Annotated in this window: 9 protein-coding genes and 6 pseudogenes; 12 read left to right on the forward strand and 3 right to left on the reverse strand. The window is 63.1% G+C overall.

The window, feature by feature from the left end:
* Nucleotides 1–58 precede the first annotated feature (58 nt).
* The 3 genes and pseudogenes from H2O14_RS23510 to H2O14_RS23520 all read left to right on the forward strand — a co-directional run bounded on the left by H2O14_RS23510 (nt 59) and on the right by H2O14_RS23520 (nt 5,097).
* Nucleotides 59–1,944, forward strand: a pseudogene (locus H2O14_RS23510) (sigma-54-dependent Fis family transcriptional regulator).
* A gap of 162 nt (nt 1,945–2,106) precedes the next feature.
* Nucleotides 2,107–3,179: pseudogene (locus H2O14_RS23515) on the forward strand (2,3-butanediol dehydrogenase).
* Nucleotides 3,180–3,294: 115 nt separating this feature from the next.
* Nucleotides 3,295–5,097: an NAD(P)/FAD-dependent oxidoreductase gene (locus H2O14_RS23520; RefSeq protein ID WP_182829794.1), complete on the forward strand. Its 1,803-nt coding sequence runs from the start codon at nt 3,295–3,297 to the stop codon at nt 5,095–5,097.
* Between the two features lie 258 nt (nt 5,098–5,355).
* Here the strand turns inward: H2O14_RS23520 and H2O14_RS23525 are convergent.
* Together H2O14_RS23525 and H2O14_RS23530 are read right to left on the reverse strand one after the other, a co-directional pair.
* A pseudogene (locus H2O14_RS23525) lies at nt 5,356–6,741 on the reverse strand (xylulokinase); the annotation flags it as partial.
* A pseudogene (locus tag H2O14_RS23530) lies at nt 6,738–7,693 on the reverse strand (sugar-binding transcriptional regulator). The pseudogenes H2O14_RS23525 and H2O14_RS23530, both read right to left, overlap by 4 nt.
* A 135-nt stretch (nt 7,694–7,828) precedes the next feature.
* Between H2O14_RS23530 and H2O14_RS23535 the strand changes: the two are divergent.
* The 4 genes from H2O14_RS23535 (at nt 7,829) to H2O14_RS23550 (ending at nt 12,552) form a co-directional block, all read left to right on the forward strand.
* Nucleotides 7,829–9,184: a sn-glycerol-1-phosphate dehydrogenase gene (locus H2O14_RS23535; protein ID WP_182829795.1), complete on the forward strand. Its 1,356-nt coding sequence runs from the start codon at nt 7,829–7,831 to the stop codon at nt 9,182–9,184.
* Nucleotides 9,185–9,187: 3 nt separating this feature from the next.
* Entirely contained in the window at nt 9,188–10,000 is an 813-nt protein-coding gene (locus H2O14_RS23540; protein WP_182829796.1) for an HAD-IIB family hydrolase, read from the forward strand.
* Nucleotides 9,997–11,538, forward strand: coding sequence for a glycerol-3-phosphate dehydrogenase (glpD, locus tag H2O14_RS23545; protein ID WP_182829797.1), 1,542 nt, complete (start codon nt 9,997–9,999; stop codon nt 11,536–11,538). The genes H2O14_RS23540 and glpD overlap by 4 nt, the downstream gene beginning before the upstream one ends.
* Before the next feature lie 126 nt (nt 11,539–11,664).
* On the forward strand, nt 11,665–12,552 hold the full coding sequence (locus H2O14_RS23550) for a carbohydrate ABC transporter permease (RefSeq protein ID WP_182829798.1): 888 nt from the start codon (nt 11,665–11,667) through the stop codon (nt 12,550–12,552).
* Here the strand turns inward: H2O14_RS23550 and H2O14_RS28025 are convergent.
* Entirely contained in the window at nt 12,536–12,742 is a 207-nt protein-coding gene (locus tag H2O14_RS28025; RefSeq protein ID WP_246697739.1) for a hypothetical protein, read from the reverse strand. The two genes, H2O14_RS23550 and H2O14_RS28025, sit on opposite strands and share 17 nt — an antisense overlap.
* 155 nt (nt 12,743–12,897) lie before the next feature.
* On the opposite strand from H2O14_RS28025, the gene H2O14_RS28030 reads away from it, so the two are divergent.
* The 5 genes and pseudogenes from H2O14_RS28030 to H2O14_RS23575 all read left to right on the forward strand — a co-directional run bounded on the left by H2O14_RS28030 (nt 12,898) and on the right by H2O14_RS23575 (nt 19,015).
* Nucleotides 12,898–13,434 (forward strand): carbohydrate ABC transporter permease, encoded by a 537-nt coding sequence (locus H2O14_RS28030; protein WP_246697740.1) that lies wholly within the window; start codon nt 12,898–12,900, stop codon nt 13,432–13,434.
* A 76-nt stretch (nt 13,435–13,510) separates the two neighbouring features.
* A complete protein-coding gene (locus tag H2O14_RS23560; protein ID WP_182829799.1) occupies nt 13,511–15,010 on the forward strand; it encodes an ABC transporter substrate-binding protein in 1,500 nt (499 codons plus the stop codon).
* A 77-nt stretch (nt 15,011–15,087) separates the two neighbouring features.
* Nucleotides 15,088–15,812: pseudogene (locus H2O14_RS23565) on the forward strand (SDR family oxidoreductase).
* 32 nt (nt 15,813–15,844) lie between these two features.
* A complete protein-coding gene (locus tag H2O14_RS23570) occupies nt 15,845–16,909 on the forward strand; it encodes an ABC transporter ATP-binding protein (RefSeq protein WP_182829800.1) in 1,065 nt (354 codons plus the stop codon).
* 59 nt (nt 16,910–16,968) lie between these two features.
* A pseudogene (locus H2O14_RS23575) lies at nt 16,969–19,015 on the forward strand (bifunctional aldolase/short-chain dehydrogenase).
* The last annotated feature ends 6 nt before the right edge of the window (nt 19,016–19,021 follow it).

A 19,021-nucleotide genomic window follows, 5' to 3' on the forward strand; every position in this document is an offset into this window, starting at 1 on the left:
TGAGGCTATCCTCGTCCCGAAGATCACGGGAGGCGGTCCTTGACGGGCCGGTGATTTCATGGGTTTTTCTGAGCATGTGAAGGAAATCGAACGCGTCGGCCAGGGCAGCAATACCGGTCGCGATGCGCTGGTGGTGGAATCCTGGCGGCGATGCCTGGAAACTTATCAACTCGATCCGGCCAAAGCGCGGGAAGCGGTCATCGTTTCCGAAACGCGGCTGCGGGAACATCGCCAGCAGGCGGAGGATCTGGTCCACATCGCACGTTCAGGTCTCGAACGGTTATACCGGCAGGTCGCCGAGCAGAATTACGTTCTTCTGCTGTCCGATCGCCAGGGCGTGACAGTCGAATTTCTCGGCGATCCCTCCTTCAACAACAATCTGCGCAAAGCCGGCCTCTACCTCGGTTCGGAATGGTCGGAGCCGCTCGCCGGCACCTGCGCGGTCGGCGCCTGCATCGCCACCGGCGAAGCCCTGACCATCCACCAGACCGATCATTTCGACATCACCCACACGCCGCTGTCCTGCACCGCCGCGCCGATCTACGACACTCAGGGCGCGCTCACGGCGGTGCTCGACATTTCGCTTTTGAGCTCGCCGATCCTGAAGACGAGCCAGAACATGGCGCGTCATCTCGTCTCTTCCACGGTGCGTCGGATCGAGCTCGCCAATCTCATGGCAAACAGCCGGCATGATCTCGTGCTGCGCTTCGCCGCCGCGCCAGAGTTTCTCGATGTCGATCCCGAAGCGGCCGTGTCCGTCGACGGCGCCGGGCGCATCACCGGCATGACGCATGGCGGCGCGCGGCTTCTCGCCCGAGCGCGCGGGTTGGATTGGCGCAGCCCTCATCGCCTCATTGGCCAGCCCGTCGCCGATTTCTTCGACGCTGGTCTCGATGAACTGGCTTCGCTGACCCGGGCGACCCTTCCGCGCGACAGGCGCATCGCCTTGCGCGACGGCGCAAATCTCTACGCGCATGCGATCGAACCGCAGCAGCGCGGGACGGCGACGCCGATGGCCCGAATGGTTCGTCCCGCGCCGGCGATAGCCCGGTTGGGCGGTGGATCCGTTATAATCGACGGTCTCAAGCGCAAGATCGAAAAGCTCGCGCCAAGCCGACTTCCGATCCTCCTGCAGGGGCCGACGGGGGCGGGAAAGGAATTCCTGGCGAGGATCATTCATGAAACGAGCGGCGTTTCCGGTCGCTTCGTCGCCGTCAATTGCGCGGCCATTCCCGAACAACTGATCGAAAGCGAGTTGTTCGGCCATGTCCCCGGCGCCTTTACCGGCGCGCTCGCCAAGGGACGCAAGGGACTGGTCGAGGAGGCTGAGGGGGCACGCTGTTTCTCGACGAGATCGGTGACATGCCTTTCGCGGCCCAAAGCCGATTGCTGCGGGTGCTGGCCGAGGGCGAAGTGCTGCCCGTCGGCGGATCGTCGCCGCGCAAGGTCGATTTCCGCGTCATCTCGGCCTCGCATCGATTGCTGGCCGATCTGGTGGCTGCGGGCGACTTCCGTTCGGATCTTTATTATCGGCTGAATGCGGCTGTGCTCTCGCTGCCGCCGCTTTCAAAGCGCGAGGATTTCCCCTGGCTGTTGGATCGCCTTCTCGAAAAGCACGGATCAGCGGGCCGATCCCTTCGGCTTTCGAGCGCCGCCAGACTGTTGATCCTCGGCTATTGCTGGCCCGGCAACATCCGTGAACTCGACAACGCCATCGCTTTCGCCGCCGCGCTGTGCGAGGGTGGCGTGATCGAGGTCGTCGACCTGCCCGATCATCTCACGCTCACCGGCGATCTGCCCGACCGAGAAAAGGATGAGGCGGATGTCCGCGCCATCCTCTCCGTCTGCAAGGGAAATGTGTCCGAGGCCGCCCGGCGGCTCGGCGTCGATCGCACCACGCTGCATCGGCGGATGAAACGCCTCGGCATTGAGCGGCCGCATTGAGCGCCCGTTGTGGCGCGCGCCACACCTGTGGCGCCGCAGATGTGGCGCACAGTATGGCCGGCGATCAGGAATATCCAACAAGTTCAATCGACTGAATGGCGAATGGCCATTGGCATGGGCGTTGCAGCTCACCTTGCGTCGAAAAGACCAGAGGGAGAGAATATGCGCGCGCTCAGATTTCATGCGGCCAGGGACTTGCGGCTGGAAGAGCTTCCCGAGCCGAAACAGCCGGGTCCGGGACAAGTTCTGGTTCGCAATCGTTTCGTCGGTATTTGCGGTACCGATCTGCACGAATACAGCTATGGTCCGATCTTTATCCCGAAAGAGCCGCATCCCTATACCGGCGCACACGGTCCGCAGGTTCTCGGCCACGAATTCGGAGGCGTCGTCGAGGCGATCGGAGCAGGCGTGACCTCCGTGGTCGCCGGCGACCGTGTGTCGATCCAGCCGCTGATCATGCCCCGGTCGGGCGACTATTTCGCCGATCGCGGGCTGTTTCACTTGAGCCCGCAACTGGCGCTGGTCGGGCTGAGCTGGGATGGCGGCGGCATGGCGGAAGCGGCTGTCGTGAACGAATACAATGTCCAGAAAATGCCCGATGAGATGACCGATGAAGAGGCTGCTCTGGTCGAGCCCACGGCGGTCGCCGTCTATGCCTGCGATCGCGGCGGCGTGACCGCCGGCAACAGCGTGCTGGTGACCGGCGCAGGTCCGATCGGCATGTTGACGCTTCTCGCTGCCCGCGCCGCCGGAGCGGCGCAGCTCTTCGTGTCCGATCTCAATGATGCGAGACTCGACCTGGCGAAAAGCGTGCTGCCGGATGTCGTCACGATCAACCCGAAGCGTGACAGTGTCGGCGATGTCGTTCGTTCCTCACCGGAGGCCATGTCGGCTGTGACGTGGCCATTGAATGCGTCGGCAACGAACATGCGTTGAAAGCCTGTGTCGACGCGGTGCGCAAGCAGGGTGTCGTCGTCCAGACGGGCCTGCATCCTCATGAAAACCCGCTCGACTGGTTTCAGGTCACCTTCCGCGATCTCGAGATCAAGGGGGCCTGGGCCTATCCGACCCATTATTGGCCGAGGGTGATCCGGCTGATCGCATCAGGACTGCTGCCGGCGACCAGGATCGTCACCAAGCGCATCACCCTCGACACGGCCGTCACGGAAGGATTCGACGTTCTGCTCGATCCCGCCGGCGCGCATCTGAAGATCCTGATCGATCTGTCGAAGTGAGATTTTCAGCCTTGGCCGCTCGGGAGAGGAGTCCGGTCGGCCAAGGTTCGGAAGTAAACGGAGCGCCTCTCGGGCGTATCCCCAAATCCACCAAGCATCCATGGAGGAGATGACCATGCTTGATATCAGCCCCGGAACCAAGATCGACGCGGTTCTTTCAAAACTCGGCCAGGCCCTCGAGAGCGGCGACATCGACGCCGCCGTCAATCTGTTTCAGGCGGATTGCTACTGGCGCGATCTCGTCACCTTCACCTGGAACCTCAAGACGCTGGAAGGGCATGAGCAGATCCGCGACATGCTGGCGAGCCAGCTCGGCGCGACAAAACCCTCCAATTTCGTGCAGGACGCCAAGGAGCAGGCGTCGGAAGCCGGCGGCGTTACGGATGGCTGGTTCGAGTTCGAAACCGGCGTGGCGCGCGGCTATGGCCATATCCGCCTCAAGGACGGGCTGATTTGGACGCTGCTCACCACCATGACCGAACTCAAGGGCCATGAGGAGCCGAAGGGCTTCCAACGTCCGATGGGCGCCGAGCACGGCCATGGCCGCAACCGCAAGACCTGGAAGGAAAAGCGCGAGGCTGAGGCGGCGGAACTCGGTTATCAGACCCAGCCCTATGTCGTCATCATCGGCGGCGGGCAGGGCGGTATTGCCCTTGGCGCGCGGCTGCGCCAGCTCGGCGTGCCGACCATCATCATCGAGAAGAACGAGCGGCCGGGCGACAGCTGGCGCAAGCGTTACAAGTCGCTCTGCCTGCATGACCCCGTCTGGTACGATCACCTGCCTTACATCCCCTTCCCGGAAAACTGGCCGGTGTTCACGCCCAAGGACAAAGTGGGCGACTGGCTGGAAATGTACACCAAGGTCATGGAGCTGAACTATTGGGGCTCCACCACCTGCAAATCCGCACAATATGACGAGGCGACCGGCGAATGGACCGTGGTCGTCGACCGCGCCGGCCAGGAGGTCGTGCTCCGGCCGAAGCAGTTGGTGTTGGCGACCGGCATGTCCGGCAAGGCCAACGTGCCGACATTTCCGGGACAGGACGTGTTCAAGGGCGAGCAGCAGCATTCTTCCCAGCATCCCGGTCCGGACGCCTATGCCGGCAAAAAGGTCGTGGTGATCGGCTCCAACAATTCCGCCCATGATATCTGCGCCGCGCTCTGGGAAGCCGGGGCCGATGTCACCATGCTGCAGCGTTCGTCCACCCATATCGTCAAGTCGGATTCGCTGATGGAGATCGGCCTCGGCGACCTCTATTCGGAACGGGCGGTGCAGGGCGGCATGACGACGCGCAAAGCGGATCTCATCTTCGCCTCGCTTCCGTATCGGATCCTGCATGAGTTCCAGATCCCGATCTACGACAAGATCCGCGAGCAGGACGCCGATTTCTATGCGGCGCTCGAAAAGGCCGGCTTCATGCTGGATTTCGGCGACGACGAATCCGGCCTGTTCATGAAATATCTGCGGCGCGGCTCGGGGTACTACATCGATGTCGGCACCTGCGATCTGGTGATCGACGGCTCGATCAAGCTCAAATCCGGTGTCGACGTCTCCCATCTGACGGAAAAAGCCGTCGTGTTGAAGGATGGAACGGAGTTGCCGGCCGATCTCGTGGTCTACGCCACCGGCTACGGCTCGATGAATGGCTGGGCTGCCGATCTGATTTCGCGCGAGGTCGCCGACAAGGTCGGCAAGTGCTGGGGCCTCGGTTCAAACACCACCAAAGATCCCGGTCCCTGGGAGGGGGAGCAGCGGAATATGTGGAAGCCGACGCAACAGGAGGCGCTGTGGTTCCATGGCGGCAACCTGCACCAGTCCCGGCATTATTCGCAATATCTGTCGCTGCAACTCAAGGCCCGTCAGGCCGGCATCGACACGCCGGTCTACAGACTGACCGCGCCGCATCATTTGGCTTGATAAATGGCGGGCGCCGGCCTGGCCGGCGCCCGCCATTCCGGGCTCCTCGACACAGAGCGACGATCCCGCGCCGAAGGCAAAGCTGCGACCGTCGCCGAATTCAGTTGTTTTTCCCCTGAGATAAACATCGGCCTGACGCTGGGACAATTCTTCCCAAACCATATGGGCAGCGAGATCGGGTTCGGTGGCCTCGGCCTGATGCGACATCGCGGCCGTCGCGCTCCGGAAACCGTCGAACCAGCCTGCGCCGACGGCGGCGGAGATGCCGGCGCCCAGGGCCGAGGCTTCATCCGACAGGCTGCGCCGCACCCGAAAGCCGGTCGCGTCGGCCACCATCTTGCGCCAGAGCGTGCTCGCGGCGCCGCCGCCGATCACATAGATCTCTTCCGCTCCCGGCGCGGCGGCCTGCATCTGTTTGAGCGCCCGGGCGAATTCCAGCGTGATGGCTTCGAGCGAGGCGCGATAGAGATGGCTCATCCGATGATTCGGCCCCAGGCCGATGAAAGAGGCGCGCGCCTCTTCGTCCCAATGCGGATCCATGCAGCCCATCAGATAGGTGCAGGCGAGAACGCCGTCCGCTCCGACCGGGATATTCGTCGCCTCATGTTCGAGGCGCTGGAAGATGGCGGGGTCGCTGCGACCGCCGGCGAAATTGTCGATCAGCCAATTGACGAACAAGGCGCCGGCTCGTTGCACCGCTTCGAGCAGATATCCCTCGCCGGTGGGCGAGATCAGCGTGCGCCAGAAGGGGCTGATCGCCGGCGTCGGCGACCAGACGCCGCCCACAACCGCGGTGCCCAGATTGAGATAGACCGTCTGCGGATCGATGGCGCTGACGCCGAGGCCCGCGCAATGGCCGTCGCCGCCAGCGGCGTAGACCGGAAGTCCCATGGGAAGCCCAGTCGCCGCAGCCGCAGCCGCGGTCACCCTGCCCAATATGGCGCCCGGAGGATGGGCCGAGGGTAGTTTCTCCAGGTCGATGCCGAGGTGATCCAGCAGCGGCTGAGACCAAGCCTTGGCCTCGATGTCGAAGATGCCGAACGGATCGGCGCTGGTCCATGTGGCCGCCGGCTCTCCCGTCAGATGCATCACCAGAAAATCATGAACCGACAGGATATGGCGGGTGCGGTCGAGGAGTTCCGGTTGATGGGCGCGAAAATGCCGGAGACGAAAGACGCAAGGGATGACATCGACGGGTTTGCCTGAAATGCGATGCAGCCGCTCGCGGCCGATTTCATCCGACAGCACATGCGTCATGTCGCGGGCGCGACGGTCGAGCCATAGGGTGGCGGGCGCGAGCGGCCGGCGGCTCTCGTCCAGCAGCACCATGGTTTCGCGCTGGTTGGAAATGGCGACGCCGTCGATGCGAGCCGGATCGATCCCGGCGATGCAGGCGCGCAACGCCGTTTGCGCCGCTGTCCACCATTCGGCCGAATCCTGCTCGGCGCGATAGGCGTCCGGGGTCAGAAGCGTGTGGGCTGCGCGGCCTTCGCTGCGCGGCTCTCCGTTTTGCGTCCAGGCGATCGCCTTCACCGACTGGGTCGATGAATCCATCCCGATCACGTAACGTTCATTCGGATGCATGCGGCTCCTCCTTCCGCTAGACTTCCGTATGGGCGTCGACGCGGCGACCGCGGCGATCATTGTTCGAGCAGTGCTTCTCCCGTGGCCATGTCGGTGACGAGATGGGTGGCGTACCCTCCGCGCAACGTGGCGAGAATGGCGTCTATCTTGCCCGCCCCGCCGGCCACGCAGATGCGGTTCGGCGTCTGCTTCAATTCTTCCAGCGCGATGCCGACCATGCGGGCGTCATGCTGGCCGCCGACGCCGCCTCCCGCGGCGTTGATGAAGCGGCCGATGATGACGGCGACGGCGCCGTTGCACACATAGTCGTCGATTTCTTGCTGGCTGGCGATGCCGGAGATGCGGACCGTGCTTTTCCCGCCGACATCGCCGACGCCGAACAGAATGCGGTTGGTCGAATGGATCAGGTCGAACTGTTTCTTCAGCACCGGCTCTTCGAGCAGCATGTCTCGCAATTCGGGAGTCGACAACACAGCCGGGGCCAAGAGGTTGACGCAGCGCGCCCGGATGCGGCTTGACAGCAGCGAGGTGCAGAGTTCCGGCGAAAAGTCGGGCTCGCCGGTGGAACTGCCCGACACCTGCACCACCGTCAGGTCGGTGATGGGATCGGGAAGCGTGATCTGATTGGCGACCGAGAGCACGGTGCGGCCCCAGGCGACGCCGATCACGTCGCCCGGCTTCAATTGATCGGCGAGCACGCGCGCGCCGGCGTCGCCGAGGCGGCGCACGAGATCCCTGTCTTCGCCCGAGGGAATGACGAGGGCGCCGTCCAGTCGAAACGTTCCATAAGGCGGCGCGCGATCGCGGTTCGTCCGCTCGCTTGAGTATTCAGCCGTATCGAGACGATGCCGCGTTCGCGCGCCTCCTGCAGGTAGTTCACGATGGTCGCCCGGGAGACGTTGAGCGTCTTGGCGATTTCGCTCTGGGTCATTTCATCGGCGTAATAGAGCCATGCCGCCCAGGTGACGGCGTCTTCGAATTCTGTCGGCTTCGCGGCCGCGCTTTCCAGCATGTGTTTCCTCGAGCAGTCTTTTCATCGTCATCTGACGGCATCCCAGGACAAATGTCAATGTCGTCTGTCATCTGTGTTGACAAGTGTCAGAAAGTGGTGTCACTTGTATCCAAGAATTAAAAATGGATAGTGGGAATGGAAACGCTGAGGAACCGGGGCGCCGTCGATGGCGCGCCGTTGGGCGGCTGGACCGCGCTTATCGATGACATCGTCGCCGGGAAATGGACCAATCCGGAAACGGGCGAGAGGCCGTCCGTGCCCTATGACTCGATCGTCATTGCCGAAAGTCTCGCAGGCCGCGAAGCGGACTTGGTGAAGAGCCTGGATCTCGGTTCGTCCTTCACCGTCGTGGCCGATCATGCGACATGGGAGGCGATGGGCGCACGGGTCGCCAAGGCGCTGGAAAGCCTCGGTCCGGTCAAAACGGTGCTTCTCGATCATCCTCATGCGGATATGGCGACGGTGGAGGACCTGACGGAGCGGTTGAAAGGAGCCGAGGGCCTGGTGGCCGTGGGCTCCGGCACCATCAACGACCTCGTGAAATATGTGACGGGGCTGGATGGCCGGCGCTATTGCGTGTTCGGCACTGCTGCGTCCATGAATGGCTACACCTCCACCACGGCCTCCATCACCCTCGAAAGCGGGCTGAAGGTTTCCTTGCCGTCGCATGCGCCGGCGGGCTTCTTCGTCGATCTCTCGGTGGCGGCGCAGGCGCCGACTTATTTGTCGGCCGCAGGCTTCGCCGATTGCATCTGCCGATCCGTGGCTCAGGTCGACTGGTGGATGTCGCACCGGCTGCTGGGCTCGGTCTACGCCAATTCCCCTTACATCATTCAGGCTCAGGACGAGATCGAACTCAACCGCCGCGCCGCAGGCATCGGCAGGGGCGATGTGGAGGCGAACGGTTATCTCTATCGCGTGCTGACGCTGTGCGGGCTCGGCGTGTCCTTCACCGGCATGTCCCATCACGGTTCGATGGGCGAGCACCAGATTTCCCACTACATCGATTGTTTCGCCGGCGACCGTCATCCGGGCACGTTGCACGGCCAGCAGGTCGGCGTCGCCTCGCTGACCATGGCCCGCATCCAGCGCCATTTTCTCGACAGCGCGACGCCGCCCAGGATCGGACCGACGCGGATCGACCGCGACGACATGGTCAGGCGCATGGGTGTGGATGTCGCCGACCAATGCCTGGCGGATATCGCTCCCAAAATCTACGACCAGCGCGACGCCGATGAGATCAATGTGCGTCTTGCCGACCTCTGGCCGACGCTGCGCGAAGAACTCCGGGCTTTCGTCATCCCGGTCGACGAGATGACCAAGCTGCTGAAGGCCGCGGGCGGGCCGACCACGGCGGCCGAGCTCGGCGTTCCCGTCGATTTCTATCGCGAGGCGGTGATGCATTGCCGGGAAATGCGCAATCGATATTCCTTCCTCGACATCGCCGCCGACAGCGGCGTGCTCGACGAACTCGTCGCGGCGGAGGTCTGAGCCATGCGCGCGGTCGCCGACATGCCCATCGAGACGGCCCGGAGCGTCACCACGCTGTTCGCCGATATCGATGACACGCTGACCACCGAGGGGCGGCTGCCCGCGGCGGCTTATGCGGCGCTCGAGGCTCTGTCGGAGGCGGGCGTCTCGGTCGCGCCGATCACCGGAAGGCCGGCAGGCTGGTGCGACATGATCGCCCGGATGTGGCCGGTGGCGGGCGTGGTCGGTGAGAACGGCGCTTTCTATTTCTCTTGCCATGCCGCCGACCGCCGCATGCGCCGCGTCTTTGCGGCGCCGGATCGGCAACGTGCGGAAAATCGCCAGCGGCTGGAGCGTGTGCGCGCCCGTATTCTCGCCGAGGTGCCGGGCGCTGCGATTTCCGCCGACCAGCATTATCGCGAAGCCGATCTCGCCATCGATTTCTGCGAGGACGTGCCGCCGCTCGGCGCAAGCGAGGTCGACCGCATCAAGCGCATTTTCGAGGAAGAGGGTGCCGTCGCCAAAGTGTCTTCGATCCATGTCAATGGCTGGTTCGGCTCTTATGACAAGCTGACCATGACGCGGCTGTTCGCCAGCGACGTGCTCGGACTCGACATCGACGGAGACAAGGAACGCATCGTCTTCGTCGGCGACAGCCCCAACGACGCGCCGATGTTTTCTTTCTTCCCCAATGCCTGCGGCGTCGCCAATGTGCTGAAATTCCTGGGTCGGATCGACGCCGAGCCCGCTTATGTGGCCAGCGCCGAGGGCGGTCAGGGCTTCGTGGAAGTGGCCGAGCGCATTCTTGCGGCGCGGTCGGGGAGGGCTGCGGCATGACGGCGCCTCTTTACGACATCGCCATCATCGGCGGCGGTATAAACGGCGCGGGCATCGCCCGCGACGCAGCGGGCCGCGGCCTCAAGGTCTTTCTCTGCGAGAAATCCGATCTGGGGTCTGCGACGTCCTCGGCTTCGACCAAGCTCATTCACGGCGGTTTGCGCTATCTCGAACATTACGAATTTCGCCTGGTGCGGCATGCGCTGGCCGAGCGCGAGGTGCTCTGGGGCATTGCGCCGCATATCATCTGGCCTCTGCGCTTCGTCCTGCCGCATCGAAAGGGCTTGCGCCCGGCATGGCTATTGCGGCTGGGGCTTTTCCTCTACGACCATATCGGCGGGCGCAGGAAACTGCCGGGCACGAAGACGCTTCGTCTGAACAGGCATGAGGCAGGCGAGCCGCTCCGCGACGTCTCCTCGATCGGCTTCGAATATTCCGATTGCTGGGTGCAGGACAACAGGCTGGTGGTCCTGAACGCCCGTGACGCCGAAGCGCATGGCGCCGATATCCGCACCCGCACCCGCTGCACCCGCGCCGTCCGTGAAGCGGATGGCTGGCGGCTATCTCTCGAAGACTGCTATTCCGGCACAGTGGACACGATCCGCGCCAAAGCTCTGATCAATGCTGCCGGACCCTGGGCCGACCGTGTGCTGGCGACGGCGATCGGCCGCAATGCGCCGGGGTCCGTGCGGCTGGTCCAGGGTTCGCACATCGTCGTGCCCAAACTGTATGACCATGACCGCTGCTATATTTTCCAGAACCCGGATGGCCGCATCGTCTTCGCCATTCCCTATGAGGATGATTTCACGCTGATCGGCACCACCGATGTCGACTATACCGGCGATCCCGCCGCAGTGGCGATCACTCAAAAAGAAATCGACTATCTCTGCGGCGCCGCCGCCTCCTATTTCAACCGAACCATCGCGCCCGGCGATGTCGTCTGGACCTATTCCGGCGTCCGCCCGCTCTATGACGACGGCAAGGCCAACGCGCAGGAAACGACGCGCGATTACGTCCTGACGCTCGATGGAGATGGCAATCAGCCGCCGCTGCTCAACATCTTCGGGGGCAAGATCACCACCTATCGCTGCCTCGGCGAAGATGCGTTGTCGCGATTGGCGGAGCGCTTCCCGGAATGGAGCAGCGGGCGTGGCTGGACGAAGGACAGAAGTTTGCCCGGCGGAGATTTCCCGGCAGGAGAGGCCGGTCGCGTCGTCGCCGGATTGCAGCGCGACTATCCTTTCCTGACCGAAAAGGCGGCGCGTCGCCTTGTCCGCCATTATGGCACGGAAGCCCGCCGCATTCTCGGCGCTGCCCGCACTCCATCCGATCTCGGAACCGCGTTCGGGCCGGAGCTGACCGAGGCCGAATGCCGCTACCTGATCGACTATGAATATGCGCGTGAGGCGGCGGATATCGCCTTTCGGCGGACCAAGGCCGGCATTCGCATGAGCCCTGAAGAACTCGACGCGCTCGACCGTTGGATGAGCGCTGCGCGGATCCGGACGTCGCCATTGAAAGGCGTCGTCAACGGCTGAAAAAGAGGCGCTTTCCCACCGGGACTGCGCAGGACGAACCGGCGGTTGAGGAGCCGCCTTGATCGAGAGGATGGGACGCGGCTCTCTCCGCGTCCGGTCGGCATTCGCTCTTGGGAGGAGTACGGAATGTCCGTATTGCAGGTGAAACGCATCGCGATCTCGGATTCGCCATGGCCTTGGCTGGCGCCGCTCGTCGCCTTGCTCGTCGTCTTTACGATCTATCCTTTGCTCTACAATATCTGGCTCAGCTTTCACGAGTTTCTGCCGCGCAAGCGCACGCTCGCCTTTGTCGGTTTCGACAACTGGATCCAGCTGTGGAACGACACCCGGTTCTGGGGCGCTCTCGGCGTCACTTTCATCTATTTCTTCATCGCTTTGATCTTCGAACTCGTGCTGGGCATGGCGATCGCTCTGTTGCTGGACGCCGAACTGCCGGGCTTCGGCGCGTTGCGCGCGGTCCTCTCGATGACGCTGGTCATCCCGCCCGCGATTGCCGGCATGATGTTCCTGCTAATGGAGGATCCGCAATTCGGCGCAATCACTTATTTCCTCAATCAACTCGGGCTTCTCGACAAGACGACGCCCATTCTCGCGACCTCTTCGCTGGCGCTGGCGGGCGTGCTGGTGGCGGAAATCTGGCAATGGACGCCGTTCATGGTGCTGATCTTCATGGCCGGCCTGCGCTCGCTGCCAGCCGAGCCCTATGAGGCGGCGATGATCGACGGCGCTTCCGCCGTGCAGATGTTTCGTCGCCTGACGCTTCCGATGATGAGCCGGGTCATTGCCGTGGCCATCCTGCTGCGCGGCATCGATCTGTTCCGCGTCTTCGACTACATCTTCGTGATGACCTCCGGCGGCCCCGGCACCGCGACCTATACGGTCAGCCTCTATGCCTGGCAGCAGACCTTCAGCAATCTGAAATGGGGCTATGGCGCGACCCTCAGCCTGGTCAGCCTGGTGATCGTGATGATCATGGCCAATCTGTTCATCAAAATCTTCAAGGTGAGGTGGTGACCATGCGCCAGAGCAGAACCGCAAGCACGGTGCGCACCCTCGCAGGCTGGCTCGTCGTCGCGATCTTCTTTTTCCCGATCTTCTTCTGGACGTCGGTCGCCTTCCGCAACGCCAAGGATATCTTCAGCTGGCCGCCGAAATTCTTCGATTTCGACCCGACCGTCCGCAATTTCGAGAAGGTGTTCGGCATCTCGCTGGGCTTCGGCTACGGCACGCAGGAGACGGTCGATCCCGGCGGCGGCAATTTCTACATGGCCCCGCGGCTTCTGGATTCCATCATCGTGGCGACCTTCTCGACTGTCCTGGCCATCGTGGTCGCCACGCTCGCCCTATTGTTTGTCCCGCATGCATTTCCGCGGCCGCCACGAATTCGTCAACTGGGTGCTGTCGACGCGCATGATGCCGCCGGTGGCGGTGGCCATTCCGATGTTCTTCATCTTCAAGCAGTTCAGCCTGCTCGACACCTATCTCGGGCTGATCCTCGTGCACGGCCTGATGAATCTGCCGCTCGCCGTGCTGCTGATGAAGAGCTTCTTCGACGACATCCCGGCCGAAATCGACGAGAGCGCGCTGCTCGACGGCGCCTCGCGCTGGACGATCTTCCGTCGCATCGTTTTGCCGATGGCCAAAGGGGGCATCGCCGCCTCCGCCGTGCTCTGCTTCATCTTCAGCTGGACGGAATTCCTGTTCGTCCTGACCCTGACGCAGACCGGCATCAAGACCGTTCCCGTCGTGTCCTCGACCTTTGTGACGTCGATCGGCACGGCATGGGGCAATATGGCCGCCTTGGGAGCGGCGGCCATCGTGCCAGCCTTCATCGTCATCCTCCTGGTTCAGCGCCACCTCGTGCGGGGGCTGACCATGGGATCGCTGAAGCAATGAACCGGCGGCCTGGAGGGGCCAGCCGAAACATCAATCCGGCCGACGCTTTCGTCGTTCGATAGAGGAGGAGAAGAGCATGAAAGACAGTTTGAGGAAATCATATCTGGCTTCGATCACGGACAAGTTCGTCCGCGGCCAGATGGGCCGGCGCGACTTCCTGCGCGCGGCCGGAAAGCTCGGATTGGGCGCAGGCGCGCTCGGCATGGGTTTCGGCAATCGTCCCTTCAGCATGGTCACGAGCGCACAGGCCGCCGAACAATTGGCGCCCAACCCCGAAATCCTCGCCTGGCTCAAGGACGTCGCCAAGCCGTTCGCCGGCACGACGCTGAAGCTCGCGACGGAATCGACGCCGCCGTCCAACGCCATCAACAGTCAGCTCAAGAAATATTTCGAGGAAGCCACCGGCATCAAGGTCGAGATCGAAGTCCTGCCGCTCGAGCAGGTGCTGCAGAAGCTGACGCTCGACGTCGCCTCTTCGCTCGGCACCTATGATCTCTATTATATCGACCAGAGCTGGGCGGCGAGCTTCAGCCAGGATGTGTTCGATCCGCGCGAACAATATTCGGGCAAGGCCGATCTCGCCATGCCCAACTACAATCTCGACGACTTCCTGCCGGCGCTGGTGGACGGGATTTCTAAATACGAGGATCGCTGGGTCGGCGTGCCCTATGACATTCCGATCTTCATCATGATCTACCGCAAGGACATCTACGACAAGTTCAACCTCAAGGCGCCGGAGACGCTGGAAGAGCTGTACACCAACTCGAAGATCATCGTCGATGAAATGGGACCGACCGTCTATGGCACGAGCGGCCAGATGAAGTCGGGCCATTACAGCCTGGAATGCGACTGGACGGCCTGGCTCTGGGGCCATGGCGGCTCGATCTTCGGACCGGACGGCCAGTTCACCGGCAACGACGAAAATGGCATCGCCGCGATGGAATACTGGACCAAACTCAAGGCCACCATGCCTCCCGGCGTCGATGGCTGGACATGGGACGGCCAGGGTCAGTCGGTGGCCCAGGGCGTTGCGGCGTCCATGTTGTCTTGGGGCGAGTTCTTCCCCTATTTCGACGATCCGACCCAGACCAAGGTCTCCGGTCTTTGCGAAGTGGCCGTGCCGCCGCGCGCCTCGTCGCTGCGCACGGTCAAGGAAACAGGCTACGGCGAAATCCCCGGCGTCGGCCATCAGGGCGGCTCCTCGCTCGCCGTTTCGCGCTATTCGAAAAACCCGGACGCCGCCTGGATCTTCATGCAATGGGCGACCTGCGCCGACACCCAGGCGCTGATCACCACGCTCGGCGGCGGCACCGGCCCGACGCGGTCGTCGGTCTATGACGATCCGCGCGTGCTCGCCAATGCCCGCGTCGGCGCGGGCACCACGCGCCACCTGCCGGTGGTGCGCGAGACCATCGCCAAGCATATGGGTTCCGAGCCGGATCTTCCGGAATGGGCGCAGCTGTCGAGCGACACGATCCCGGTCGCGCTCGGCAAATATTTCGCCGGCAATTATGGTTCTCCCAAGGAAGCCATGGACGACATCGCCAAGCAGGTCGGCGAAGTCCTCAAGGGCTGATCCCGCGAAGCCGGGCGCGGGAGGAAACTCTCGCGCCCGTCCCCAGGTGTTGAACAGCAGCAATCCGAGAGTCTGACATGACAAGCAAACCTCTGATCGCCATTACTGGCGCAAGCTCCGGCATCGGCGAAGCGACCGCCCGGGCCTTTTCCGCAGCCGGCCACCCTCTGCTCCTCATGGCGCGCCGCCTGGATCGGCTCGAGGCGCTCGGTCTGCCGAATGCGGTTCTGAAGAAGGTGGATGTGCGCGACCGCGCCGCAATTGCAGACGCCGTGCGTGATGCGGAAGCAATCCATGGCCCTGTCGACATGATGTTCGCCAATGCCGGCATCGCCCGTCTCGGGGATATCGCCAAACAGCCGCCCGAAGAATGGGACGAGATGATCGACATCAACGCCAAGGGGTGATGAACAGCGTGCATGCCGTGCTGAACGGCATGATCGCCCGCAAGACGGGCACCTTGATGATGATGAGTTCGATCGCCGGCCGGAAAGTCTATCCCGATCACACCGTCTATTGCGGCACCAAGTACTTCGTCCACGCGATCTCTGAAAGCCTGCGCGCCTATCTTGCGCCGCATGATGTGCGGGTGATCGTGCTGTCGCCTGGGATCATCGACACCGAAGTGCTCGATCATGTGAAGGACGAGAAGACGCTCGCCAATTACAAGGCCAACAAAGCGGCCATCGGCGGCGGCATTTCCGCCGACATCGTCGCGCAACTGATCCTCGACGCCTACCAGCTGCCGCAACGCGCCATCGTGCAGGAAATCGTCATCACGCCGACCCGGCAGACCTACTGACGCGCAGATCTTCTCATTGATTGGAATTCGACATGGCCACCGTGGAATACAAGAATATCGGCAAGTCCTTCGGCGCCTTCACCATCATGCGCGACATCTCCTTCCTGATCGAGGATCATCAGTTCGTGGTGCTGCTCGGTCCCTCGGGATGCGGCAAGACCACGCTGTTGCGCATGACCGCCGGACTTGAAACGGTGACCGCCGGCGATCTGATGATCGGAGGCCGCAGGGTCAACGACGTGCATCCCCGCGACCGCGACATCGCCATGGTGTTCCAGAACTACGCGCTCTATCCGACCATGAAGGTCTATGAAAACATCGCCTTCAGTCTGGAAGTGGCGAAACTGCCGCCGGCCGAGATCAAGACGCGGGTCGAGCGGGCCGCCGAAATCCTCAACCTGACGCCCTACCTGCAGCGCTACCCCAAGGAACTGTCCGGCGGCCAGCGTCAGCGCGTCGCCATGGGCCGCGCCATGGTGCGGGAGGCGGCGGTGTTCCTCTTCGACGAGCCGCTCTCCAATCTCGACGCCAAGCTGCGCGCGCATATGCGCACCGAGATCCGCCAGCTGCACAACCGGCTCAAGACCACGACGATCTATGTAACCCATGACCAGATCGAGGCCATGACCATGGCTGACAAGATCGTGGTGATGCGCGCCGGCAAGATCGAGCAGATCGGCACGCCTGACGACGTCTATGACCGACCGGCCAGCAAATATGTCGCCGACTTCATCGGCTCCTCCGCGATCAATTTTCTGACCGGCGTCGTGGTCGCCGATGAGGGCGCCCCGGCCGTAGACACCAAGGCGGGCAGGGTCCGGATTACCCCGTCGCATGCCGTCGAGCCCGGCCGGCGCGTGGTGATCGGCATGCGACCCACCGATGTAACCGTCGACGAGGCTGGCGGGATTGCGGCGCGATCGCTGCTGATCGAGCGCATGGGCCATGACGCGCAACTCTGCTGCGAAGGACCGGAGGGACAATTCCTCGCCATCGTCGACAAGAGCGCGCGCTTTGCCGACGGACAGGAGGTTCGCTTCGCGATCGCGCCTGAGAAGGTGCACGTCTTCGACGCCGAAACCGAAAACCGGCTCTGAGGAGCCACATGAATGACAGCGAACCCGCCGGTCGCCGCGCGGGCAGGAAGGATATTGCCATGAAATCGAGATGGAACGACGGCGATTTCGCCTCCGTGGTGCAGGCCTATGTCGACAAGGGCGTCAATCGGGATCTCGCCATTCGCACCTATGCGACGCGGCTGCTCGGCCAGGATCCTGAACTCGTGCTGCATGGCGGCGGCAACACATCCGTCAAGACGGTCATCGCCGATCGCGACGGCTCCGATGTCGAGGTGCTCTGCGTCAAGGGTAGCGGCTGGGATATGGGCGTGATCGAGCCGCAGGGACTGCCAGCGGTTCGGCTCGAACCGCTTCAGGACCTGGTGAAATTCGACAGCCTCTCCGATGAAGACATGGTGATGCTGCAGCGCCGGCTTCTGCTCGATCCCGCCGCGCCCAATCCCTCGGTCGAAGCCATTCTTCACGCCATCCTGCCGTTCAAGCATATCGACCACACCCATGCCAACGCCATCGTCTCCCTGACCAATCAGCCGCATGGCGAAGAGCTGGTGCGGGAGCTTTTTCCTGACAGCATCATCGTGCCCTATGTCATGCCCGGCTTCGTGCTGGCGAAAGTCTGCGACGAGGCCTTCCGAGCCCAGCCGCGAGGCGACGGCATGATCCTTTTGAAGCACGGGATCTTCACCTGGTCGGAGGATCCGCGCGAAGCCTATGAGGACATGATCGCCAAGATCGACATGGCGGAGCGCCGGCTGGCGCGCGGGATCGCAAAGCCGTTTAAATCCGCGTCCCTATCGAGAAACGTCGCGCCCGCTTCGGATATCGCGCCGATCCTCCGCGGCGCCATCGCCATCGATACGGGACTGGAAGGGGCGCCGAAGCGCTTCGTGTTGGAGCACAGAACCAGCGAAAAGATCCTCGACTTCTGCAATGCGGACAATGCTGCCGATCTCGTTCGCCGCGGCAACGCCACGCCTGAGCATGTGCTCATATCAAGCGCTACGGCGTCGCGCTGCCCGCGCCCGATCTTGAAAAGCTTGACGATTGGGCGCGAGACGTCCGAGCCGCCGTCGCCCGCTATGCGGAGGAGTACAAGGCCTATTTCGAGCGCAACAATGCGCGGGTCGGCGGGATCAAGACCATGCTCGATCCTATGCCGCGCGTCTTCTATGTCCAGGGCGTCGGCCTGTTCGCCGCCGGTCCGACCGCCAAGAACGCCCGCATTGCCGCCGATGTCGCCGAGGCGACCATCGACGTGATCACCAAAGCGGAGGGCATCGAAGCCTTCGAGGCGCTGTCTGAAGAGGATCTGTTCGACATCGAATATTGGTCGCTCGAACAGGCCAAGCTCGCGAAATCCGTCGAAAAACCATTGACGCGCCAGGTGGCCGTCGTCACAGGCGGGGCCGGCGGCCTGGGTCTTGCGATCGCCAAGGCGCTGAAAGCCGATGGCGCGGAAGTGGTTCTCGTCGACATCGCCGAGGACGCGGTGAAAGCCGAGGCCAAACGGTTGGGGGCGTCGGCGTCGTCTGCGACGTCACCGATCCCGCATCCGCCACAACCGCGGTCGCCCAAACCGTCAGCGCCTTCGGCGGCATAGACATTCTCATCTCGAATGCCGGCGCAGCGTTTCAAGGCAAACTTCTGGACGTGTCTGACGAGGTGTTCCGCAAGTCGATGGACCTCAATTTCTGGGGGCATCAGCTGATGTCGCGCGAGGCCGCGAAGGTGATGCGGAAGCAGAACACCGGCGGCGCGATCGTGTTCAACATCTCCAAGCAGGCGGTCAATCCCGGCGCGGAGTTTGCGCCGTATGGAACGGCGAAGGCTGCCGCGCTGGCGCTGATGCGGCATTCGGCCATCGAATACGGGCCGATGGGCGTGACCTGCAACGCCGTCAATGCCGACCGCATCCGCACCGGGCTGATGACCGACGCGATGGTCGAGGAGCGCAGCCGCGCCCGAGGCGTCACGCCGCATGATTACATGCGCGGCAATCTACTCGGCCGCGAGGTGACGGGCGAGGATGTGGCGGAGGCCTTTTTGCATCTCGCCAAGGCCCGCGCCACCACTGGCGCGGTGATCACGGTCGACGGCGGCAATGTCGCCGCGATGATGCGGTGAGGCGGC

The sequence above is a fragment of the Rhizobium sp. G21 genome (genome assembly GCF_014158035.1).
GTDB lineage: Bacteria > Pseudomonadota > Alphaproteobacteria > Rhizobiales > Rhizobiaceae > Rhizobium_E.